Source organism: Actinospineispora eucalypti (assembly GCF_039543365.1).
GTDB classification, from domain to species: domain Bacteria; phylum Actinomycetota; class Actinomycetes; order Mycobacteriales; family Pseudonocardiaceae; genus Pseudonocardia; species Pseudonocardia eucalypti.
In genome coordinates this window covers 158,211-180,970 of the sequence record NZ_BAABJP010000026.1, presented here as the reverse complement: position 1 = coordinate 180,970, position 22,760 = coordinate 158,211, and the positions used below count along the sequence as shown (strand labels likewise).

At 70.4% G+C, this 22,760-nt stretch carries 20 protein-coding genes and 1 pseudogene; 15 read left to right on the top strand and 6 right to left on the bottom strand.

Features of this window, described 5'->3' with window-relative positions; translation table 11 throughout:
• Nucleotides 1–694 precede the first annotated feature (694 nt).
• Nucleotides 695–1,906, top strand: a complete 1,212-nt coding sequence (locus ABEB12_RS24120; RefSeq protein ID WP_185066230.1) for an IS256 family transposase — start codon at nt 695–697, stop codon at nt 1,904–1,906.
• A 452-nt stretch (nt 1,907–2,358) separates the two neighbouring features.
• Here ABEB12_RS24120 and ABEB12_RS24115 read toward each other — a convergent pair whose 3' ends face one another.
• On the bottom strand, nt 2,359–3,156 hold the full coding sequence (locus tag ABEB12_RS24115) for an alpha/beta fold hydrolase (protein WP_185066051.1): 798 nt from the start codon (nt 3,154–3,156) through the stop codon (nt 2,359–2,361).
• Between the two features lie 159 nt (nt 3,157–3,315).
• Between ABEB12_RS24115 and ABEB12_RS24110 the strand changes: the two genes are divergently transcribed.
• A complete protein-coding gene (locus ABEB12_RS24110) occupies nt 3,316–3,921 on the top strand; it encodes a TetR family transcriptional regulator C-terminal domain-containing protein (RefSeq protein WP_185065841.1) in 606 nt (201 codons plus the stop codon).
• Nucleotides 3,922–3,948: 27 nt separating this feature from the next.
• Here ABEB12_RS24110 and ABEB12_RS24105 read toward each other — a convergent pair whose 3' ends face one another.
• Nucleotides 3,949–4,986, bottom strand: a complete 1,038-nt coding sequence (locus tag ABEB12_RS24105) for a hypothetical protein (protein WP_185065842.1) — start codon at nt 4,984–4,986, stop codon at nt 3,949–3,951.
• A gap of 38 nt (nt 4,987–5,024) precedes the next feature.
• Here ABEB12_RS24105 and ABEB12_RS42205 point away from each other — a divergent pair.
• Nucleotides 5,025–5,267 (top strand): annotated as a pseudogene (locus ABEB12_RS42205) (hypothetical protein); the annotation flags it as partial.
• 69 nt (nt 5,268–5,336) lie between these two features.
• A complete protein-coding gene (locus ABEB12_RS24100; RefSeq protein WP_345703100.1) occupies nt 5,337–5,798 on the top strand; it encodes a hypothetical protein in 462 nt (153 codons plus the stop codon).
• 7 nt (nt 5,799–5,805) lie between these two features.
• Here the strand turns inward: ABEB12_RS24100 and ABEB12_RS24095 are convergent, their stop codons facing one another.
• Together ABEB12_RS24095 and ABEB12_RS24090 are read right to left on the bottom strand one after the other, a co-directional pair.
• The gene (locus tag ABEB12_RS24095) at nt 5,806–6,699 is read right to left on the bottom strand and encodes a DUF6817 domain-containing protein (protein WP_345703099.1); all 894 of its coding nucleotides are present in this window, start codon (nt 6,697–6,699) and stop codon (nt 5,806–5,808) included.
• Nucleotides 6,700–6,798: 99 nt separating this feature from the next.
• A complete protein-coding gene (locus ABEB12_RS24090; protein WP_345703098.1) occupies nt 6,799–7,179 on the bottom strand; it encodes a copper resistance CopC family protein in 381 nt (126 codons plus the stop codon).
• Nucleotides 7,180–7,373: 194 nt separating this feature from the next.
• Between ABEB12_RS24090 and mobA the strand changes: the two genes are divergently transcribed.
• The gene (gene mobA, locus ABEB12_RS24085; RefSeq protein ID WP_221498801.1) at nt 7,374–8,243 is read left to right on the top strand and encodes an NTP transferase domain-containing protein; all 870 of its coding nucleotides are present in this window, start codon (nt 7,374–7,376) and stop codon (nt 8,241–8,243) included.
• Between the two features lie 539 nt (nt 8,244–8,782).
• Here the strand turns inward: mobA and ABEB12_RS24080 are convergent.
• Nucleotides 8,783–9,184: a DUF5313 family protein gene (locus ABEB12_RS24080; protein WP_345703097.1), complete on the bottom strand. Its 402-nt coding sequence runs from the start codon at nt 9,182–9,184 to the stop codon at nt 8,783–8,785.
• Between the two features lie 113 nt (nt 9,185–9,297).
• On the opposite strand from ABEB12_RS24080, the gene ABEB12_RS24075 reads away from it, so the two are divergent.
• Nucleotides 9,298–10,617: an MFS transporter gene (locus ABEB12_RS24075; RefSeq protein ID WP_185065845.1), complete on the top strand. Its 1,320-nt coding sequence runs from the start codon at nt 9,298–9,300 to the stop codon at nt 10,615–10,617.
• Here ABEB12_RS24075 and ABEB12_RS24070 read toward each other — a convergent pair.
• Complete coding sequence (locus ABEB12_RS24070) at nt 10,614–12,752, bottom strand: SNF2-related protein (RefSeq protein WP_185065846.1); 2,139 nt, start codon at nt 12,750–12,752, stop codon at nt 10,614–10,616. The two genes, ABEB12_RS24075 and ABEB12_RS24070, sit on opposite strands and share 4 nt — an antisense overlap.
• 258 nt (nt 12,753–13,010) lie before the next feature.
• On the opposite strand from ABEB12_RS24070, the gene ABEB12_RS24065 reads away from it, so the two are divergent.
• The 9 genes from ABEB12_RS24065 (at nt 13,011) to ABEB12_RS24025 (ending at nt 22,751) form a co-directional block, all read left to right on the top strand.
• Entirely contained in the window at nt 13,011–13,676 is a 666-nt protein-coding gene (locus tag ABEB12_RS24065; RefSeq protein ID WP_185065847.1) for an FCD domain-containing protein, read from the top strand.
• A gap of 73 nt (nt 13,677–13,749) precedes the next feature.
• Nucleotides 13,750–14,877 (top strand): thiolase C-terminal domain-containing protein, encoded by a 1,128-nt coding sequence (locus ABEB12_RS24060; RefSeq protein WP_185065848.1) that lies wholly within the window; start codon nt 13,750–13,752, stop codon nt 14,875–14,877.
• An 8-nt stretch (nt 14,878–14,885) separates the two neighbouring features.
• A complete protein-coding gene (locus ABEB12_RS24055; RefSeq protein WP_185065849.1) occupies nt 14,886–15,314 on the top strand; it encodes an OB-fold domain-containing protein in 429 nt (142 codons plus the stop codon).
• The gene (locus tag ABEB12_RS24050) at nt 15,311–16,111 is read left to right on the top strand and encodes an enoyl-CoA hydratase-related protein (RefSeq protein WP_185065850.1); all 801 of its coding nucleotides are present in this window, start codon (nt 15,311–15,313) and stop codon (nt 16,109–16,111) included. Before ABEB12_RS24055 ends, ABEB12_RS24050 begins: the two co-directional genes overlap by 4 nt.
• Before the next feature lie 4 nt (nt 16,112–16,115).
• Entirely contained in the window at nt 16,116–18,404 is a 2,289-nt protein-coding gene (locus ABEB12_RS24045; RefSeq protein WP_185065851.1) for a CoA transferase, read from the top strand.
• Nucleotides 18,394–19,557, top strand: a complete 1,164-nt coding sequence (locus ABEB12_RS24040) for a thiolase domain-containing protein (protein ID WP_185065852.1) — start codon at nt 18,394–18,396, stop codon at nt 19,555–19,557. The genes ABEB12_RS24045 and ABEB12_RS24040 overlap by 11 nt, the downstream gene beginning before the upstream one ends.
• Nucleotides 19,557–19,979: an OB-fold domain-containing protein gene (locus ABEB12_RS24035; protein WP_185065853.1), complete on the top strand. Its 423-nt coding sequence runs from the start codon at nt 19,557–19,559 to the stop codon at nt 19,977–19,979. The genes ABEB12_RS24040 and ABEB12_RS24035 overlap by 1 nt, the downstream gene beginning before the upstream one ends.
• 1 nt (nt 19,980) lies before the next feature.
• Complete coding sequence (locus ABEB12_RS24030) at nt 19,981–21,360, top strand: 3-oxoacid CoA-transferase subunit A (RefSeq protein ID WP_221498802.1); 1,380 nt, start codon at nt 19,981–19,983, stop codon at nt 21,358–21,360.
• Nucleotides 21,361–21,374: 14 nt separating this feature from the next.
• Nucleotides 21,375–22,751 (top strand): amidase, encoded by a 1,377-nt coding sequence (locus ABEB12_RS24025; RefSeq protein WP_185065854.1) that lies wholly within the window; start codon nt 21,375–21,377, stop codon nt 22,749–22,751.
• Nucleotides 22,752–22,760 lie beyond the last annotated feature (9 nt).

Genomic DNA, 22,760 nt, shown 5'->3' with positions numbered 1-22,760 from the left:
CAACGAAACTACTCCCGAGAGGGTGACGGGCATGTGGCGCCCATCATGGCTCGAATCCTCGTTCCCCGCCTGGCCATCGGCAGAAACACCAAGGCTATCCAACTTTGCTGTGACGCGTGGTACTGATGCGGCCTATTTGGAGGATGTGTTTTCTGGTCGAAATGAATTATTCGCCCACACATGCCGCTCGTCCGACCCACGCGCGTCTCACACCGTCCAGCACGACACGTTCGACGCCCTCGAGGGACGCATGCACGGGTCAGCAAGAAACCCGGCCGTTGAGTGAACCGCCTGCTCGGCGCCACCAATCCCCGAGTCCGGCGAGCAGGCCACCGCCTAGGGCTACGCCGTCTACCTGCTGGATTTCCTCACCGACATCAACGAAGACCTCGCGCTCGGCGCGCCTCTATCTCCCGCCCGCTGGGCGAGCTGGACCAGCACTAGGTCACCCGAACACACCTGGCCCGAGCCGCCAACAACGGCGGATGCCCGAGCCGATCCGAGGTCGACGGGCTGGTCCGCGTCCTCACCCCTTCAGGGTCTGTGCATCAGACGGTGTTTTCGGCCCGACGCGCTGGGCTGAGGTCCGGCGGGATGGGCACACAGAGTGATGACATCTGATGCTGTGACGACAGGGGCATCGACGAAGAAGTCCGCCGCGCCGGCGAGTGCTCAGGAGCGGCTGGCGGCGGCGATGGTTGCGCAGGCCCAGGAGCAGGGGCTGGCGTTGACTGGTCCGGATGGGCTGCTGAAGCAGCTGACCAAGACGGTGCTGGAGGCGGCGCTGGGCGCGGAGATGACCGAGCACCTCGGGCATGCCAAACACGCTGATCAGCCGGGTCGTGAGGGCGCGAACGTGCGCAACGGCACCCGTACCAAGACGGTGATCTCGGATGCGGTCGGCCCGGTACAGGTGGCAGTGCCGCGCGATCGTGAGGGCACGTTCGAGCCGGTGATTGTGCGCAAGCGGCAGCGGCGGCTGGGCAGTGTTGATGAGATTGCGTTGTCGTTGTACGCGAAAGGGTTGACGACGGGCGAGATTTCCGCGCATTTCGCTGAGATTTACGGCGCGTCGGTGTCGAAGGAGACTGTTTCTCGGATCACTGACAGTGTGGTCGCGGAGATGCAGGAATGGCAGTCGCGTCCGCTGGATGAATGCTACGCGGCCGTGTTTATTGATGCTGTGATTGTGAAGGTGCGGGATGGTCAGGTAGCGAACCGTGCCTTTTACGCGGCGATCGGGGTGACGCTGGAAGGTCGCAAGGACGTGCTCGGGATCTGGGCTGGTCCGGGCGGTGAGGGGGCGAAGTTCTGGTTGCAGGTGCTGCAGGACCTGCGGAATCGTGGCATGAAGGACGTGTTCTTCGTGGTCTGCGATGGGCTGAAGGGGTTGCCGGACGTGGTGGCCGAGGTGTGGCCGCAGGCCCGGGTGCAAACATGTGTGATCCACTTGATCAGGAACTCGTTCCGGATCGCGTCGAGGCGTGATTGGGACGCGTTGAAGAAGGATCTGAAACCGGTATACACGGCTGCGACAGCAACGGCGGCGGCGGTTGCGTTGGATGATTTGGAAGAGACGTGGGGTGGTCGGTATTCCGCGATGATCCGGTTGTGGCGAAGTGCGTGGGAGGAATTTACGCCGTTCTTGGACTACGATCCCGAGATTAGGCGCGTGTTGTGTTCCACCAATGCTATCGAGTCGTTGAATGCGCGGTATCGTAAGGCCGTGCGGGCACGAGGTCACTTCCCCACGGAGCAAGCCGCGCTCAAGTGCCTCTACTTGGTGACTCGGTCGCTGGACCCGACTGGGAAGGGCCAAGCGCGGTGGACGATGCGGTGGAAACCCGCTCTGAACGCGTTCTCGAACACCTTCAGTGACCGCTGGCCGAGCGCCGAGAAGTACTAACCGCAACCGCCGAAAACACCGATCTTGTTACAGACCCACTCGCCCCGTCTCGAGCTAGAGGTCGCCCTCACCACGCTGTTCCAGCGGCTGCCCAACCTCCGATTGACCACACCCACCCACCAACTTCCCTTCCGGCACACCCAGCCCATCTATGGAATTGACCAACTCCCAGCCACCTGGACCAACCCGCGGCAGCTTCCAGAGCCACGTCACGACGCCACTCCCGGTGAGGTCAACTACCGATCAAGCTCAGACGAGGTCGGGGTCCATCACCAGCCTCGCTAACGAGACCTCCGGGGCGACCAGCAACCGCTACGTCTGCGCCGGTGAGCACGTCTGGATGCGCGACATGGCGACGACTCTGGCCGACGAGTTCAACAGTCGGGGCTTCCGGGTGCCGACCCGCGGCATGCCCCGCTGGCTACTACTCTGGCTGGTCGACCACGCAGACGTTACCCCCGGGAGTCGGTCGCAGGAGCCCTTTCTGGATCCGGTAGATCTGCCCAGAAGTTCGTCAGAGCCTCAGCAACCGGCGCCGGCGTCTCCTCCGGCCACCAGTGGCCCACGCCCTCCAGATGCGCCATCCGTGCACCCGATTGGCGCGCTGCCCACTCGTGCTGCACCAACGTCCCGCTGGCTCTCTCGAAGTCGTCCACGGCGATGAGAGCGAGCCCCGGACGTTGTGCGGCGCTCGGTAGGAGCCGTCCCGCTTCGGCCATCGCCGGCTGTCGTGCCGACCGCAACAGCTTGAGGACGGCGCGACCCATCTCGGGATCCATGCCTGCCGCGACCCGCTCCGCCATGCGCCCGGTCATACCGAGGGCCGAGGTCACCGCGAGGCGCTGCTCCAGGTGGCCTCCCCACAACTCCTGTACCGAGGCTTCCCCTGGGCCCTCCTGCTGCCACACCTGTGCCCGCGGATGCCAGAGGTAGTCGGGCGCGAACACGCCGAGGGCATCGGAGGCCCAACTGCGGATCAGATCCGGACGGCTCATGGCCAGCGCCGCGACGTGAATTCCGCCCCAGTCGTGACCGACCAGGTCGACCGGAGCGCGGAACAGCTCGAGCGCGGACGCCAGCCAGTCTCGATAGGTCGTGGCCGACGAGTCGAAGCCGCGGGGCGCGGGGACGCCGAACCCAGGCGGGGACAGGACGACCGCGTCGGCCCGGTCGAGCTCCCCGATGAGCGGTCCCCAGATGACCGCGGACTCGGGGTTGCCGTGGACGAGGACGAGTGGCGTGTGTGGCACGAAGTCATCTCCTCAGATACTTGTTGGTTGACACACAAGTATCGTAGCTGATCGTTTCACCCGGGCCGCTCGCGCGCTCGTTGTGCGTGCCGTCGACGGGACGAACGCGCGGACCGGCGGACCATATGCTTGGTCGACCCGATGTCTGGAGCAGCCCTGATGCCCGATCAGCCTCCCGCTCGCCGCACCCAGCAAGAGCGTCGCGAAGAGACCGAACGCAAGGTGCTGGCCGCCGCGACGGCGCTGGTTGCCCAGCACGGGTCACGCGCGCTCACCCTGGCCAAGGTCGGCGAGGCCGCCGGCTACAGCCGGGGAATCGTCTCTCACCACTTCGGCAGCCGCGAGAACCTGCTCCGCGCGGTGATGCGCGATGCTCGGACCTTCACCCTCCCGGATCTTGGGGACAGCGCCGCGGACTGGCTGGCGGAGACGGTTCGCGCCTACCTCAAGAACGTCACCAGCCGACGTCCGCCCGCTGGCGCTTTCCTGCAGATGTGGGGCGAGGCGATTGCCGCCGATCCCGTCCTGATGCCGCTCTACGCGGAACATGACGCCAGCTTCCGTCGGCTCCTCGCCGACAAGGTCCGCGAAGGGATCCGCGACGGCTCGGTGCGAGCAGATGCCGACCCAGAGGCGATGGCCGTGTCCCTGGTTGGCCTCCTCCGCGGGATTGCACTGCAGCTGATCTCGACCCCACCCCCGGCGCGAGTCAAAGCGATCATCGACGAAGCCGAGCGATCCACCCGGCGCGCTCTCAGGCCGTGACCGAACGGCCTTGGGTACTTCGCCCCATCAGCTGCTCGCCGCACACACATATCTCGCCCGGTCGGCCAGCAGGGTGAGCAGATACGCCATGGCCACGATCATCAGGGTCCCGACGGCGATGGCGATGCCGGCCGGTTTCCACTGGTAGTCGTTGGCGGCCGGCGCGGTGACCACGACGAACAACGTGCGGCCGATGAGCGCGCCGCCGACCAGCCAGATCCGGTAGGTGTCGGACCACCGGGGCGCGGCGGACCAGCGGTAGACCAACCAACCGGCGCCGAGCGCCAACGCGGCCGCCAGCGCCATGGGCAGGAACACCCAGGAGCCGGTCCCGATCGCCGGGCCGTCGGGTGGCAGGCCGGCCGGCATCAGCAGTGCGAGGAAGCCGGCGGCAGCGGCCCCCGCCGTCACCGCGACGGTGGCGGGCCGGGGGAGGTTCACGAATCGGGGCGGCGCGGGCGTCCACGAGGGCAGCACCTTCAGCGCCAGGTAGATCAGCATGGCGACCGCGGCCACCACGCCCGCCACCACCGGCAGCGGCGCCTGGTAACCCGGGTCCTCGGTGGCCGCGATGCCCACCCGCAGCAGCGCGACCCCGACCAGCGCGGCCACGCCGGCGGTGACCAACCCGCCCCGGCGCAGATACGGGCGGCCGCGGTGGCGGGGGAACAGCAGGTCGGCCAGCAACACGGGTACCAGCACGCTGAACACCGTGTGATAGCCGATCTGTGACTGCCAGTAGGTGGTGTTGAACCCGAGCACCCGTGGTCCCCACTCGGCCGCGTGGTACAGGTTCGGGCTGGTCAGGGCCTGCAGGCCGATGCCGTCTTCGACCAGCTCGTAGGCCAGGCCGACCGCCAGCAGGCTGGGCCAGCCGCCGCGGTGGCGGACCACGAGCTCGCGCAGGAACAACACCCCGGCGCCGTACATCACCACCAGCACCGGCAGTAACAGCCACATCGCCGGCATGGTCACGCCGCTGAACGTCACCTCGGCACTCACCGGCGCAAGAACGATCAGCGTCCACGCCGCTTTCCGGCTGCCGAGCTCTCCCCGACCCGTCACGCGTTCCTCCCCGACCGGCAGAATTACTCAGCTGAGTAATTGCGGCGGATACTATCCATCCACCGGCGGGACCGGAAGCCCGCCCTAGGATCTCGCCGGGACAGCCGCCACGGCGTGCGGCCGGGAGAGAGGAGCCACCCATTCCGACCACGCCCGGTGAGCTGACCTCCGCCGCCGCGACCGCGCGCCGCGCGCAGATCGTCGCCGCGACCATCGACACCATCGCCGAGGTCGGTTACCGCCGGACGACATTCGCGCGAATCGCCGAGCGTGGCGGCCTGAGCAGCACCCGCCTCATCTCCTACCACTTCGCCAGCAAGGACACGCTGGTCAAGGCGGTGGTGACGGAGGTGTTCAGGTTGATCGACCAGTTCCTGGTCGACTGGACCAGCGAGCACCCGGCCAGCCGGCCGCTCCAGCTCCCGCCGGGCACCGCGGTGGTGCCGCCCGGCGGCCGCGCCTCCGACGAGCTGCGCGCCTACCTGACCGGCGTGATCGCCTTCATCGACGGCCACCGGGTGCAGATGTGCGCGCTCCAGTCGATCTTCGCGGCACTGCACGACGATGAGGGCAACGCCGCCGCCTACGGCAGTGAGACCGACCGCGCCGTGCTCGGCCACCTGGAGGAGATTCTGCGCCGCGGCCAACAGAGCGGCGAGTTCCGGGCGTTCGACACCCTGGTCATGGCGGCGGCCATCCAGCGCCCGCTGGAACGCCTGCCGCTGTTGCTGCGCAGCGAGCCGAACCTGGACCTGCGCCGCTACGCCGACGAGGTCGTCACCCTGTTCGACCTGGCCACGCGCGCCACATAGGCGCGGATCATGCACATCCAATGTCTGCGTCGGTGTTCTTCGGAAAGACCCGCAGGACGTCGTCGATCGCCGCCTGCCCGCCGGTCGACAGGTACTCGCGGAGCAGGGTGAACTTTCGCCCGAGACCAAGTTCGCTCTGCCGTTTGGACGATACGTACGGCTCGTATGCGTTGGCTACCTGGAGCTCGGCGAGCGTACGGAAATCGTCGTCGGAAATGGCTCTCGGGAGGACGTTGGTCGGCTCGAAGAAATCCACGCTGGTGACCGGCTTGCCGGTGTCCCGTGTGCCGCGGACGAAGGAACAGGATGTCAGGAGCCCGTAGAGGACGATCCAGCGCTCGGTCCCGTCGCCGACAACGCTCTGTACTCGCGCCCGGTCGGCGGGCGACTTGTAGTTGAGCAGGTCGATGATGTTGAACTCCGTGCCGTAGATCGCGTGAAACAGGCCGACGTGGGCGATCTCGTCCCGATGTCCCCATTGGCGGAGCAGCTCGTACACGCCGACAAAGTGATCCATGCACATCGCCACGGAGTGGTCGACCTTTTCCAGCTGCAGATCCAGCATGAACATTTTGATCGTCGGATCGAGATCGGCCGCTTTGAGGCGTCTCAGTGCTTTGATCCGCCCCTGGTTGAACTGGGCCAGCGCGGCCGGGTCCCGAAGCCCGGCGCGGTAGGCCGCCGCGGTCTTCGGGGCGCGGCGCACGATGTTGGGATTCGCGGTGAGAACGGCTACGAACTCGTCACCGGTGACGTTCGTTGCGATCCGTCGATCGATGATCTCGTCCACGGTTGCCGCCTTGGTCGACGCGGCGGCCGAGGCTGGGCTCATCATTTGGACAGGCCCGCAGCCGGCCAGGGAGCTCAGGGCGAGGGTCTGCAGGAAGAAGCGGCGATCCACGGTGCCCAGGTTGTCCGCGCCGGGGCGCTGCCACATCCTTCGTGGAGGCGGAACACGCCGGCCCATCGGATGAGGCGCACGGGCCGAACGAACCAGCCGTCACGGGGAGGCCGGAACGGTGAGGGTGAACCGCACCGCTCCGGTCACCGGGTCACCGTCATCGGACACCACCCGGTAGGTCAGCACGTAGGCCCCGGCCGGGCCGGCCGGCGTGACCGGCGCGGACACCACCGGCCCCGCCACCGTCGCCGGGCCGACCGTCCACGCCGCCCCGCCCGGCCCGGTCACCGTGATCGGGTTTCGCGCGGGCCTGACCGATTCGCCGAACGTCAACGTCACCTGGGTCGGTGCGGCGGACAACGACGCACCCTGGGCCGGCGAGCTGCTCTGCAACTTGGCGTGCGCCCACGCCGGAGTCGCGACGCCCAACACCGTGAGCAGCGCCAAGGCCACGACGAGTACCGCCCGGCGAATGATCATGCGGCTGTTCCTTTCTGAGCACGGGACGTGTGAACAGTCGCCGAGGCGGCGCATCCGGTTCCCGGGCAACGCGAACCTTCAGCCGAATGGCCCCGGGCCAGGGCGTGTCTGATGGATCATCCAGCCGGCTGCGCGGCGCCCAGATCACCGCTCGCTCGGCATAGATCCACCAGACACGCCCTACCATCGGCGACGTGCGCACGGGGGACGTCATCGCCGCTGGAGTGGTGCTCGCCGGCGGGCGGTCTTCGCGCATGGGCACGCCCAAGGCCGCGTTGGAGTGGCACGGCTCGACCCTGTTGTACCGGACGGCGGCCCTGGTCGGGCGGGCGGTGGACGGCCCGGTCGTGGTGGTGAGCGCCCCAGGTCAAGATCTCCCGGAACTGCCGGCCGGGGTGGCCGTGGTGGAGGACCCGGTCGAGGGTCTGGGCCCGATGCAGGGCATCGCCGCGGGGTTGGCGGCCGTGGCGGACCACGCGACGACGGCGTTCGTGTGCTCGACCGACATGCCGTTCCTGCACACCGCCTTCGTGCGGCGCCTCCTGTGCGGGCTGGTCGCCGAGGCCGACATGGTGCTGCCGGTGGCGCGCGGCTTCCGCCAGCCCCTGGCCGCCGGTTACCGGACCGCGCTGGCCGGACTGATCACGGATCTGGTCGCCGAGGGGGACCTGCGTCCCGGCATGCTGACCGAGCACTGCCGGGTCGAACGGCTGGAGGACGCGGAGCTGCTCGCGGACCCCGCCCTGGCCCGGTACGACCCCGACCTGGACTCCGTGGCGAACATCAACACGCCGGAGGACTACGCGCGGGCCCGCGAACGGCCCCCGGCGGAGATCACCGTGCGGTGTGACGGCGCGCTGACCGGCGGTGCTCGGCGAGGCGAGCGCTCGGTCCGGGCGGCGACGCTGGCCGAGGCGGCCGGCGGGGTGGAGCTGGTGCTGGACCGGCACGTGGTGGCGGTGTTGAACGGCGACCAGCTCACCGGGGACGGGCAGCTGCCGCTGGTCGCCGGGGACAGCGTGGCGTTCCGGCCCTCGGATGCCGGCGGCCGGCCCGTGAAGTAGTTCACAAACTTGACTGATTTAGTCCGGCGATCCAGGCGATGTTCGGGAACCTTTACCTCGGCATCGCGCTGGGTGCGCCGGCCGCCGCGAAGGAGTACATCCTGCACACCTCACGGCCCTGGCTACTGTCCGACTCGGCCACGGCGGCGACCGACCCGTACCTGCTGGCGTCCTACGGCCGGCTGGTCGCCTCGACGCGGGCGGCCTCGACCGGTTCTGGCGCAACGTGCGCACCCACACGCCGCACGACCCGGTGGCCTACAAACAGCGCGAGGTCGGCGACCACTTCCTCAACGGCACCCACCCGCCCTTCACCCTCTACACCTGACGGTTCGACTACGCCTTCTGAGTTCTGGGGCCGGCCTCGGGGGCCGCGTGGTCACCGGTGCGATGGCAGACGTCGGTTCAAGGTCATCAGGACCTGACGGCCGTTTTCGACTGCTCAAACCGACCGTGGTGTCCTGGTGACCATGTAACTGGGCCTGAACATCCGCTCGTCGAACAGCTTCGAGCGCATCGCGAGCCGGAGAGGTAGCGGGTCAGCGCGGGTCGCCGGAGCGATAGCGGGCGGCGTACCGGGCGGCCGCCGCGGCGCGTTCCTCGGCGTGCAGGGCGTCCCGGGCGGCCTGCAACGCGCCGGGCGGGTAGCCGGCTCGGCGGACCCGGCGCTCGACGGAGCCGTCCATGAACCACAGTGCGTACTGCAGCCCGACCAGCCAGCCGAGCAGGAGCGCGGACCACCGGCCCCAGGCCGGCCCGGGGACCAGCATCAGGATGGGGAGCGACACCAGGCTGATCTGCAGGGCGGAGCGCACGAAATGCCGCAGCACCCACCGGTCGCGGGAGGCGTCGTACAAGACCCACTCCCGGTAGCGGGGCGGCAGGCCGCCGCCGAGCGCGTACCACAGCCAGCGCAGCGGTCCCGGCCGTAGAGGTCTCACGAGCCCACGATAGACGTGCACGTCCTGTGGGCCGCTGCACTCTCGGTTGACACTTCTTGAGTAGTTTGATGGATTTAAAGGATGTTTGATCCTCATTTCCTGGTGAGAGTGTCGTGAGCACGGTCCTGCCGGCCCGGGCGGAGGCGCCACCGGCGTCTCCTCGGACGGTCCTGCTGGCCAGCCTGGTCGGCACCACGGTCGAGTGGTACGACTTCTTCCTCTATGCCACGGCGGCCAGCCTGGTCTTTCCCAAGCTGTTCTTCCCGGCGCAGGACGAGGTGGCCGGCACCCTGCTGGCGTTCGGCACGTTCGCGGTCGGCTTCGTGGCGCGGCCGATCGGTGGCCTGCTGTTCGGCCACATCGGTGACCGGTTGGGCCGCAAGCAGACGCTGGTCGCCACCATGGTGCTGATGGGCGGGGCGACCGCACTGATCGGGCTGCTGCCGCCGGTGTCGGCGATCGGGCTGGCCGCGCCGGTGTTGCTGGTGCTGCTGCGGGTCCTGCAGGGCCTGGCCGTGGGCGGCGAATGGGGCGGCGCGGTCCTGCTGGCCACGGAGAACGCGCCGCCGGGGCGGATCGGTCGCTACGGCAGCGTGCCGCAGATCGGGCTCGGTCTCGGCCTGGCGTTGGGCACCGGGGCGTTCGCGCTGCTCGGCGAGGCGATGAGCCGGGAGGCGTTCGAGACCTACGGCTGGCGGATCGCGTTCGTGCTGAGCCTGGTGCTGGTCGCGGTCGGGCTGGTGGTGCGGCTGCGGGTGCTGGAGACCCCGGAGTTCCGGCGGCTGGCGTCCACCGGCGAGCTTGCCCAGGTCCCGGCGGTGGAGGTGTTCCGCACCCGCCGGCACCGCCGGGGGCTGGGGCTGGGCATGCTGGCCCGCTGGGCCGAGGGCGCCTCGTTCAACACCTGGGCGGTGTTCGCCATCAGCTACGCCACCGCGACGGTGAAGCTGAACCGGGTGGACGTGCTGCTCGCGGTGACCGCCGGTGCCCTGCTCATGGCGGTGGTCGCGCCGATCGCCGGCTGGCTGGGCGACCGCTACGGGCGGCGCCCGGTGTTCGGCACCGGGGTGGCGCTGTTCGGCATCTCGGTGCTTCCCTCGTTCTACGCGTTGCGTACCGGTTCGACCGCCCTGATGGTGATCGTCCTGGTGGTTCAGCTGGGCGTCTGCTACGGGCTGATGACCGGGGCGGAGGCGACGCTGTTCGCCGAGCTGTTCGACGCGCGGGTGCGCTACACCGGGATGTCGCTGGTGTTCCAGGGCTCCGGGGTGTGGGCGTCCGGGCTGACCCCGGTGATCCTCACCGCGCTGCTGGCGGCCACCGGCGGCGCGGTCTGGGCGGCGGGCACGTACCTGACCGCGGTGGCGCTGGTCAGCCTGTTGGCGGTACTGGCGATGGGCCGGTGGCTGCCGCCGGCCCATCATCGCGGCTAGGACCCGGTCAGCGCGTCGGTCAGCAACGCCACCAAGGCCTCGAGTTGCACGTCTCCGGGCGAGGAGGCCTCGTCCTCCGAACCGTCCAGCGCCCGGGCGGCGAGCCCGGCCTTGCTGTCGACCAGTTCGGCGACCCTCGCGTCGATGGTCTGGGCGGCGATGATGCGCCACGCGGTGACCGGCTCCGTCTGGCCGATGCGATGGCTGCGGTCGATGGCCTGGGTCTGCTCTGCGTCGGTCCAGGAGAGCTCGGCCAGGACGATGTTCGAGGCGACCTGGAGGTTGATGCCGACGCCGGCCGCGGTGAGGGAGCACACCGCGATCGCGACTTCGGGATCGTTGACGAACGCGTCGATCTGCTTCTGCCGCGCCGTGCGCGCCTGGTCGCCCCGGATCGAGGAGAACCGGATTCCGGCCTTGGTGAAGATGTCCTCGGCGGCGTCCATCACGTCGATGTGCTTGGCGAAGAAGACGACCTTGCCGGCGCTGCGGGCCAGCTGGGCCGCGTAGTCGGCGGCGAGGCCGGCCTTCGCCTGGCCGATGCGCCGCATCATGACGAACAGGTTCTCCTCGCCCTCGGCCTTGGTCGCCTCCTTCCGCTCCCGGGTGGCGATGCGCCGCACGAGCTCGTGGTCGATCTCGTCGGTCCCGAGGTCGGAGGGACCGGACCGGCGCCGCGCGAGCGCGCTCTCGTACCGCTCCACCATGCGCCGGGCCAGGCGCTGTTCGGCCTCCCGGATCGACCGCCCGGCCTTCGTGTCCAGCTCGACCGGAAGGTCGGCGATCCGCCGGGCGGGGATGTCGGCGGCCACGTCGATCTTGCGGCGACGGACGATCCCCAGGTCGACCACGCATCGCCGGGCGGCGGGGTAGAACCCGGGGTCGGCCGGGGTCAGACCGGTCTCGTCCAGCGCCGCCATCAGCTCGGTGAGCGGCTTCGTGTCGTCGATCCAGCCGAGGAACTGCCAGATCGCCCGGAAGTCCTCGATGTCGTTGATCAGCGGCGTTCCGGTCAGGGCGATCAGCAGGGGCCGGACGACGCGTTCACGGATGCGCTCGGACAGCCGCAGTACGTGCTGGGAGCGCTGGGAGGCCTTGTTCTTGATGAAGTGCGCCTCGTCGATGACCATGCCGCGGAAGCCGAGGTCGCCGATCCAGCCGACGTGGCGTTCGAGGATCTCGTAGTTGACCACGACGATGTCGGCGAAGCCGTCCATCGTGTCGCCGTCGCCGTAGATCACGGTGGCCGACCGGGCCGGGGTCCAGAGCGCGGCCTCGCGGGCCCAGTTGGTCTTGACCACGTTCGGCACGACCACGAGCAGCGGGTAGGCGTCGGCGGCCTGCGCGGCGAGTAGCGCCTGCGCGGTCTTGCCCAGGCCCGGCTCGTCGGCGAGCAGGAAGGTGCGGTGCCCGTCGGCGGCCGCGGCGATCAGCTGGCCCTGGTGGGGCATCAGTTCGCGACCACCCTCCGCGTGCAGCGACGACGGCGTGGGCAGCGCCATGCACGGAGAGGCTTCCCCGCCGGCCCGTTCGAAGGAGTTGAACAGTGGCCCGAGCAGCTCCCAGGTAGCCAGGCGGCGCGCCGGGGTTCTGGCCGGCCGGGCGGCGGAGTAGTCAGGGGCGAGGAAGGGGTTGGCCAGCTGGCGCGAGATGACCGACCTCGGCACCACCTGCCGCTCGGTGGCGGCGGGGGCGGCGGGCGGCTCCGGGGGCGCGTCGTCGACCGGAGCCACCTTCATCCCGGCGTCGGCCATCAGCTTCCGCGTGAGCGCCCTGGCCGCGTCGGACATGACCGCGTCCTCGTTGAGCAGCTCGAGCAACGATGTGTCGTGGGTGGCGGTCTGAGCGAGGATCAGCGCGATCCCGTCGAGGCGCTTGAGCATCCCGGTCCGCCGGGTGTCGTTGTTGATCTCTGCCCGCACGCGCGCCCGCTCCTGGCGCGCCAGGGCGGCCACGACCTGGAACTTCGTGCGTTCCGAGTTCAGCACGCGTCCACGCTGCGCCGCCGCCTCGACGTCGCGCGCGGTACGGGCGAGCACCGGGATGATGCCCTGTTCGTCCCGGTCGCGGACGCGGCGTTGCGGCGCACGGGCGGTGCGGTGAACGCGCCGTGAGCGCTGGTCACCTCGAGCCACGAACTTGCTCCTGCCTCCACATAGTCGAAACCCGATCACCGGTCGGCGATCGAGTCCCCACGCGTGGTGGTTGGTCGTAGCGAACGCGGGATGTGAACCCGCGGCCTCCGAGTCATGAGCCGGACGGAGGTTCCGGCACCGACATCATACCCGGCTTCGTCCCACGCGCCGCGGGCGACATGCGCCTTCTGTCGATCGGTTGACGGTGCAATACGACCGACGTACGATGACTTACGTCAGACAAAGTCAGGAGGCTCGGTGTCGTCGGAGAAGCTGGACCTACTCATCGACCGGCCGACCGAGTCGGTTCCTGAGCGGGTCGTGCGCCGCGTGCGGCAGGCGATCGCGGACGGTCTGTTGCCTCCGGGGCGGCGGCTCACCGAGCGGGAGCTGATGGAGCTCACCGGGGTGAGCCGGACCTCCATCCGGGAGGCGGTGCGCCACCTGCAGACGCTCGGCCTGGTGGAGAGCTCGCCCAGCCGGGGCGTGCGGGTCGCCGTGCTCGGCAGTGACGAGGTGCGGGAGATCTACGAGATGCGGGACGCGTTGGAGCCCGCGGCGGCCGCGCTGTTCACCCGCCGGGCCACCGACGAAGAGGTGGCCGCGCTGGTGGAGAAGGTTCAGCCCAAGGCATCGGGCGAAGCGCGGCTCAAGGCGATATACGAGTTCGACGAGCTGATGCTCGAGGGTGCCCGCAATTCGCTGTTGAAGGCCGCGCTGGCCCCGCTGCACACCCGGATTCATGCCCTGCGCAGTCTCTCCGTCACGATTCCCGGGCGCCTCGAACAGTCGGTCCAGGAATATCTTGACCTGGCCGCCGCAATTGAGAGCCGTGATCCCGAGCGTGCCGCCGAGGCGGCCCACCGGCACGTACGGGCGGCGGCGAAAGCCGCGCTCGAAGCGGTCAAATCGCTCGAACAGTAGTAAACAGCACTATCGTCACTGACGGGCGACGCTTGATTAATCGCGATCATTGAGGGGCGAGATGTCAAGAAGTGTGACCGACGTTGCCATTGTCGGGGTCGGCCAGTCCAATTTTCGTGAGCTGTATGCGAACAAGGACACGCCCCGGGACCTTTACGGCCTCGCCGCCGATGCTTTTCGAGAGGCGTTGACGGACGCCGGGATCGAGAAGGACGAGGTCGACGGCCTGCTCTGCACGAACCTCAGGTACGGCCGCATGGCCGACGTGCTCGGCCTGCCCAACGTGCGGTTCGTGCACGACCTCGAGGGCACCGGCCGGATGAGCGGGATCGCGCTGCAGGAGGCGTGCGCCATCGTGCGCGCCGGCCTCGCCGACGTGGTGGCCTGCGTGTATGCCACCAACGGGCGCTCCGCGCAGGTCAGGTACGGCGGCGAGGATGACGGCCCGACCACCCGCTACGACACGATGTACGGGATGACGTCGCCCGGTGCATACGTGGCGCTCATGTACCAGCGGTACCGGCAGGTCAACGGTGTCCCGGACGACGCGCTGGCGGCGTTGGCGATCAACAACCGGCGCAATGCGGCGGCGAATCCGGTGGCCGTGCTGCAACGGGAGATCGACCGCGACGACTACCTTTCCGCGCGGTTCATCGCGGAACCACTCCGTAAGCTCGACTATTGCATCATCAATGATGGCGGAGTGGCTTTCATCGTCACCACGCTGGACCGGGCACGGGCCATGCGGAAGCCGCCGGTCCGGGTTGCCGGCACGGCTGGAATGGGCAATCTGACTAATCACTACACCAGCGAGGACTTTTTCTACTCGGCCTGCCACCAGGTAGCCGGCCGCCTCTACCGGGAAACCGGTCTCGGCCCCGAGCAGATGGACTGCCTACAGGTGTACGACAATTTCCTGCCCACCATTCTGTTTACCCTGGAGGGCTTTGCGCATGCGCCGAAGGGCGGCGCCTGGGAATGGGTGCAGGACGGCCGGGTGCACCGAGAGGGGCCGCGCCCGCTGAACACCTCGGGCGGGCATACCAGTGAGAGCTACATGCAGGGGTTCGCGCTGCACGTGGAGGCGGTGCGGCAGGTGCGCGGCGAGGCCGGGGAGCGGCAGGTCGCCGGCTGCGAAACGGCGCAGTACATGTGCGCCTCGCCCATCGTCACCTCGCACGTGCTGACCGCGGACCGGTGAGGCGGGTCATGGACGTCGAAGCGTACGGCGCGCTGTTGCCGGAGATCACCGAGAGCAACCGGCCCTTCTGGGACGGGTGCGCCCGGGGCGAGCTGCGCCTGCAGGTGTGTGACGCCTGCGGCAGCCACCGGTTCCCGGACGGTCCGGTGTGTCCCCGGTGCCTTTCCGGCGCGTTCACCTGGAAGGCGACCAGCGGCACCGGGCGGCTGTGGTCGTGGACCACGATCCACCAGCGCTACCTGGCCGCGTTTGCTGACGAGACGCCCTACCTGGTTGCCTTCGTCCAGCTGGACGAGGGGCCGTTCGTGGTCAGCGGGCTGGTCGGCGAGCCGGGGGAGTTGCGCCTGGACCAGCCGGTGCGCGCGGTGTTCGAGCCGGGTGCGCACGGTCGCACGGTGCTCAAGTTCGCCGTCGCGCCGGTGGCGGTGCGGCGGTGAGCGGCGAGCCGCTGGTGCGGCACGAGGACCTCGGCGATGGCGTCGCGCGGGTGACGCTGAACCGGCCGACCCAACGCAACGCGATGAACCGCGCGGCCCGGGCGGCGCTGTTGGAGGCGCTGGACGGCTGCCGGCGGACCGCGAAGGTCATCGTGTTGACCGGGGCCGGCCCGGCGTTCTGCGCCGGCGTGGACCTGAAGGAGGCCGCCGACGACGGCCCGGACGCCGACCTGGATGCCCATGCGCGGCACACCAGCTGGGCATCGGTGCAGGAACGGATCCGCGACCACCCGGCGATCGTGATCGCGGCGGTGAACGGCTACGCGCTCGGCGGCGGGCTCACGTTGATCAACTCCAGCGACCTGGCGATCGCCGCCGAGGACGCCCCGATCGGCATGCCGGAGGTGGGTTTCGGGCTGTATCCCGGCCTGGCCGGCCCCTCCACCCAGTTGCGGCTGGGCGCCAAGCGGGCCGCCTGGCTGGTACTTACCACCGACCGGATCAGCGGGCGCACCGCCGCCGAGTGGGGACTGGTGAACCAGGCCGTGCCGGCCGAGGAGCTGGACGGGGCGGCGGTGGCGCTGGCCGGCCGGATCGCCCGCTACGACGCGGCGACGTTGGCCTGGTCCAAGCGCGCGCTGCACGAGATCCCGATGCACATCTCCGACTGGACGGCCGCGCTGCGCTACGGGGAGAGCGTGAAGGTGCAGATCCAGGCCCGTTCCGACGTGCTCGACGACGGGCACGCCGTGCACCAGCGCGCGGTGCGCGGCCGTTCGCCGCAACCGGGGCGGTGAGCGTGTGGCGGGCCCGTTGCGGGTGGTGGAGCTGGCCGCCGGGGTGGCCGGCCAGGCGTGCGGCCGGTTGTTTGCCGGCCTCGGCCACCACGTGGTCAAGTGCGAGCCGCCGGAGGGCGACCCGCTGCGCGGCCGGGAACCGGTGAACCGGGAGGGGCTCGGCTACACCTTCGCCGCGCTCAACGCGAGCAAGCGGAGCCGGCGGCTGGACCTTGCCACCGAGGCCGGCCGCGCGCGGCTGCACCGGCTGCTGGCCGGGGCGGACCTGCTGATCACCGACCTCGGCCCCGATGCCGCCGAGGCGGCGGGCATTTCGGTGGCCCGGCTGCGCGCGGAACGGCCGGGGCTGGCGGCCACCTGGCTGACCCCGTTCGGCCTGGACGACCCGCGCTCCGGCAGCCACCGGGACAGCCTCCTTGCGGAGAGCTACGGCGGGCTGGCCTGGATGATCGGCGAGCCGGACCGGGCCCCGCTGAGCCTGGGCGGTGAACAGACCGCGTATGCCGCCGCGTTCGTCGGCTTCTTCGGCGCCATGCTCGCGCTGCGCCGCCGCGCGGGCCGGGGCACCGGCGACGTGGTGGACGTCGCGCTGTGCGACGTCGCCGCGTACATCGACTGGAAGAGCGACGTCAGCCACGCGCACGACGGCCGGGTGCCCACCCGCACCGGCGCCAGCCGGGGACCGTGGCGGATCCTGCCGGCCGCCGACGGCTGGGTCGGCGTGGTGTTCCAGCCGGAACAGTGGCACGCGGTGGTCGGGCTGGTCGGCGACCCCGCGCTGGACGACCCGGTGCTGCGGGACGAGGCGGGGCGCACGGCCCACCCGGACCGGTGGTGGCCGGTGCTCGCCCGCTGGGCGGTCGCGCTGCCCAAGCGGGAGATCTACCGGCGGGCGCAGCAGAGGGGCCTGCCGTTCGGCTACAGCGCGGACATGGCCGACCTGTACACCGACCCGCAGTACCGGGCGCGCGGCTTCCTCGGAGGGCCGGACGGCACCGTGCCGACGGTCGGCCCGATCGCCCAGGCCGCCGGGCTGCACTGGCACACCGGGGCCCCGCCCGCACTGGGCGGTGACGATCCCGAGCCGGTGTGGCCGGGAGCCGCGGCCGGGCACGCGGGGCCGGAAGGCGGGCCGGATGGGGCGCCGTTGGCCGGGGTGGTGGTGCTGGACCTGGGCACCATCACCGCGGGCGCCGCCACCGGCCGGCTGCTCGCCGACTACGGCGCGACGGTGATCAAGGTCGAGGCGCCGGACCGTCCGGACGCCTTCCGGCTCTGGCCATCCAGTGGGCCGGGTACCGAAGAACCGTCGCCGCTGTTCGAGTCCAACAACGCGGGCAAGCTGGCCGTCACGCTGGACCTGAAGTCCGAGGCGGGCCGGGCCGAGATGGCCCGGCTGGTGGGCGGCGCGGACGTCCTGGTGGAGAACTTCACCGTCGGCGTCACCGAGCGGCTGGGTATCGATCACGCCACGCTGCGGGAGATCAACCCGAAGCTGATCTCGGTGTCGCTGTCCAGCCAGGGCCAGTCGGGGCCGGAGGCCCACGGCCGTTCCTATGGCTCGACCCTGGATCTGCTGTCCGGTCTGGCCTCGGTGACCGGATATCCGGGGGGCGGACCGATCTGGTCGTCGGCCGACGTGAACTACCCGGACCAGCTGGTCTCCCTGTTCGCCGCCGGCCTGGTGGTGCACTGCCTGTGGCTCGGCCCGCGCGGCGAGCAGCTGGACGTCTCCCAGCGCGAGCTGGTGAGCTGGACATTGGCCGACCGGATCGCCGAGTACGCGGAGACCGGGCGGGTCCCGGCGCCCGAGGGCAACCGGCGCGCGGGGAGCACCCCGCACGACATCTACCGGTGCGTCGATGCCGACCACTGGGTGGCCATCGCCTGCCACCGCGACACCGAAAGGGCCGCGCTGGCCGACCTGATCGGTGCCGCGGAATGGGCTGAAAAGCCGGACGGCTGGTGGCGGGAGCACCAGGACGAGGTGGACCAGGTCATCGCGAACTGGACAAAGGTCCGGTCGCGGGCCGAGTGCGTGCGTGCGCTCACCGGCGCCGGGGTGCCCTGCGCTCCGGTGTACTCGGCCGCCGACCGCGCGCGGCAGCCCAGGTTCCGGGAGCGCCGGGTGGTGCTGGACGGCGTGCCGAAACGCAAGGGCTTCCCGATGCGGCTGCTCGGCTACCGCCCGCCCGCGCCGCTCCCGGCCCCCGACCTGGGCCGGGACAACGCGGCGCTGCTCGGCGCCCGGAGCGCGGGGGCCAGACACGGAGAGGGATGCAATGCGCACTGACCAGGAGGCGGTCATCGCCGGGGCCTACGAGCATCCCGGCCGCGAGCTGCCGGACAAGTCGCTGGCCCAGCTGCACGCCGAGGTGGCCCTGGGCGCGGTGGCGGACGCCGGCCTGAGCCTGGCCGACGTGGACGGGTTCTTCTGCGGCTACGACGCCGCCGGCGCCGGGTGGATCTCCATGGCGGACTACCTCGGGCTGCGCGGGCTGACCTACATGGACTCCACGGAGAGCGGCGGCGCCTCGCCGATCTACCACGTCTCGCACGCGATGGCCGCCATAGCCACCGGCCGGTGCAAGGTCGCGCTGGTCGCGCTGGCCAGCAAGCCGCGCACCGGGGAGATGCCGGCCAGAGTCGGGCCGGCCGCGCCGGAGGACAGCTTCGAGCGGCGGATGTTCGACGGTGCTGGGCTGGTGGCCAACTACGCGCTGGCCGCGAAGCGGCACATGTACGAGTTCGGCACCACCGGCGAGCAGCTGGCCGAGATCAAGGTGGCCGCCTCGATCCACGCCTCGCACAACCCGAACGCCTTCCTGCGCAAGGTGATGACCGTCGAGGACGTGGTCTCCTCGCCGATGATCGCCGACCCGCTGCACCGGGCGGACTGCTGCGTGATCACCGACGGCGGCGGGGCGGTGGTGCTGGTGAGCCCCGACGTGGCCAAGGGGCTGGAGCGGCAGAAGGTGAACGTGCTCGGCCACGCCGAGGCGGGCAAGGGGGTGAACGGGGGCAAGGTCGACCTGACCTACTCCAGCGCGGTGTGGTCCGGCCCGCGCGCCTTCGAGCAGGCCGGCGTCACGCCGGCGGACATCGACTACGTGTCGATCTACGACAGCTTCACCATCACCGTGCTGATGATGCTGGAGGACCTCGGTTTCTGCGCCAAGGGCGAGGGCGGGCGGTTCGTGCGGGACGGCACGCTGGTCGCCCCGCACGGCCGGCTGCCGTTCAACACCGACGGCGGCGGGCTGGCCAACAACCACCCTGACCGGGGCGGCATCACCAAGCTGGTCGAGGCGGTCCGCCAGCTGCGCGGCGAGGCCAACGAGGGCACCCAGGTGCCGGACTGCGAGCTCGCCCTGGTGCACGGCAACGGCGGTGACCTGGGTACCCGCATGCGCGGCGCGACCATGATCCTCGGAAGGCGGGACTGATGGGCACCCCGACACTGCCGGCGCCGAAACCGGTGCCGAACCCGGACACCGAGGAGTTCTGGGCCGCGACCGGCGACGGCCGGCTGCTGCTGCGCCGGTGCAACGCGTGCGGCGACGCCATCTGGTACCCGAGGCCGATCTGCCCGTTCTGCCACAGCGCGGACACCGCGTGGGAGGCGGCGAGCGGGCGGGGCGTGATCTACACGTTCAGCGTGGTGCGCCGGGCCCGGGGCGACTGGGCCGGTGTCACCCCCTACGTCCTGGCCTACGTCGAGCTCGACGAGGGGCCGAGGTTGATGACCAACATCGTGGACTGTGACGTGGAAGCGATCGAGATCGGCGATCCGGTCGAGGTGGTCTTCCACGACACGGGCGAGGGCAGCGCGCTGCCCCGGTTCCGCCCGGTTGAAAGGCGCCAGTGACATGACCATCGACAAGATCTACGAATCGCCCGCCGCGGCCGTGGCCGACGTGCCGGACGGGGCGAGCGTTTCCATCGCCGGTTTCGGCATGACGCACAGCTTCCCGACCAGCCTGACCGTCGCGCTGCGCGAGCAGGGCGCGCGCCGGCTGTGCATCGTGGCCAACTCACTGGGCTCCGGGCCGTACCGGTCCACCGCGCTGATCGAGAACCACCAGGTGAACCGGCTGATCGTGTCGTTCTCCGCGCGGGCGGGGGAGGGCACCTCGGCGGCCGAGAAGCAGATCGCCGCCGGCGAGATCGAGGTCGAGCTGGTGCCGCAGGGCACCTTGGTGGAGCGGCTGCGCGCCGGCGGGGCCGGCATCGGGGCGTTCTTCACCCGCACCGGGGTGGGCACCGCGATCGCCGAGGGCAAGGAGGTGCGCACCATCGACGGGGTCGAACACGTGCTCGAGCAGGGCCTCAAGGTGGACTACGCGCTGATCCGCGCCCAGCGCGCCGACCGGTTCGGCAACCTGGAGTTCGACGGCGTGGGCCGCAACTTCATGCCCAGCTTCGCCAAGGCGGCCCGGGTGGCGATCGCCGAGGCCGAGGAGATCGTGGACGGCCAGCTGGACCCGGAGCGGATCGGCCTGCCCGGGATCTTCGTGTCCCGGGTGGTGCGGACCACGGAGGACGTGCCGCACGACTTCCTCAAGGTGCGCGAGGGGCGCGGCGCGGACAGCGCGCGCAGCTACCACGACAAGCCGGGGTGGACCCGCAACCAGATGGCCGAGGTGGCCGCCGGCCTGGTCCCGGCGGGCAGCTACATGAACCTCGGGCTGGGTATCCCCGGACTGATCTCCAACTACATCGAGGGCCGGGACATCACCCTGCACTCGGAGAACGGCGTGCTGGGCTACGGCACGATCGCCTCCAAGGAGGACTACGACCCGAACGCGTACAACGCCAGCGGCCACTACGTGCACCTGGTGCCCGGGGCGTCCTTCTTCGAGAGCGTCACGTCGTTCGAGATGGTGCGGGGCGGCAAGGTGGACGTGGTCGCGCTGGGCGCCTTCCAGGTCGACTCGCACGCCAGCATCGCCAACTGGAGCACGCCGGACATGGTGGGCGGGGGCATCGGCGGCGCGATGGACCTGGTCGCCGGGGACGCCACGGTGATGGTGCTGATGACCCACCTCGACTCGAAGGGGCAGCCCAAGCTGGTCGCGGAGTGCGACTACCCGCTGACCGGCCGGGCGTGCGTGGACATCGTGGTCACCGACCTCGGCGTGTTCCGTTGGGGCGGGCAGCGGTTCCGGCTGGAGCGGGTGGCCCCGGGGTTCACCCCCGACGAGGTCGCCGCGCTCACCGGCCTGGAGCTCGACCTCCCGGTCGGTTAACGGCGGTGGCCGGCATGCCCGAGATCGCCCGGCTGACCGCCGCCGAACTGGTGCACGGCTACCGCACCGGTGAGCTCTCCCCGGTGGCGGCGACCCACGCGGCACTGGACACCATCGCCGCCCGCGACGGCGAGCTGAACGCGTTCACCCACGTGGACGCCGAGGGTGCGCTGGCCTCGGCCGCCGCCTCGGAGCGGCGCTGGCGGCGCGGCGAGCCCCTCGGCGCGGCGGACGGCGTGCCGACCGCGATCAAGGACCTGCTGCTGACCGACGGCTGGCCCACCCTGCGGGGCAGCTGGCTGGTGGACGAGGGCGGCAGCTGGGTGGAGGACGAGCCCAGCGTCGCCCGGCTGCGCGAAGCGGGCGCGGTGCTGCTCGGCAAGACCACCACACCGGAGTTCGGCTGGAAGGGCGTCACCGACTCGGCGCGACACGGGGTCACCGTGAATCCCTGGCACACCGGGATGACCGCCGGCGGATCCAGTGGCGGTTCGGCGGCGGCGGTGGCCGCCGGCATGTGCACCTGGGCGCTGGGCACCGACGGGGGCGGCTCGGTGCGCATCCCGGCCGCGTTCACCGGCACCGTGGGGCTCAAGCCGACCGGCGGCCTGGTGCCGCTGTACCCGCCGAGCAGCAACGGGCACCTCTCCCACCGGGGGCCGATCACCCGCTCGGTGCGTGACGCGGCCGCACTGCTGGACGTGCTGGCCCGCGCGGACACTCGGGACTGGGCCTGGACCCCCAGCCCGGTGCGGCCGTTCCGCGCGGGTATCGAGGGCGGCGTCGCCGGCATGCGGGTGGCCTACTCCGCCGACCTCGGTTACGGGCGCACCGATCCCGAGGTGGCCGGGCCGGTGGAGGCGGCGGTCGGGGTGCTCGGCGAGCTCGGTGCGCGGGTGGAGCGGGTGGACCCGGGGTTCGGCGACCCGGTGGAGGCCTTCCAGGTCATCTGGTTCGCCGGCATCGCCCGGACGCTGCGCGGGTACTCGGCGGCCGAGCTGGAGCGGGTGGATCCCGGGCTGCTGCGCTGCGCCAAGCTGGGTGCGGCGTACTCCGCGACCGACTACCTGGACGCCATGGCCGAGTGCGCCGCGCTGGGCCTGCGCATGACCCGGTTCCACCAGCGGTACCACCTGCTGGTCACGCCGGCGACGCCGATCGCGGCGTTTCCCGTCGGCCAGGACTGCCCGCCGGGGTGGCCGTCCTCGCTGTGGACCTCGTGGACGCCGTACACCTACCCGTTCAACATGACCCGCCAGCCGGCGCTGAGCGTGCCGTGCGGGTTCACCGGGGCCGGCCTGCCGGTCGGCCTTCAGATCGTCGCCGCGCGGTACGAGGACGCCCGGGTGCTGCGCGCCGGACTCGCTCTCGAACGGCACACCTGCTTCTGAAGGACAACG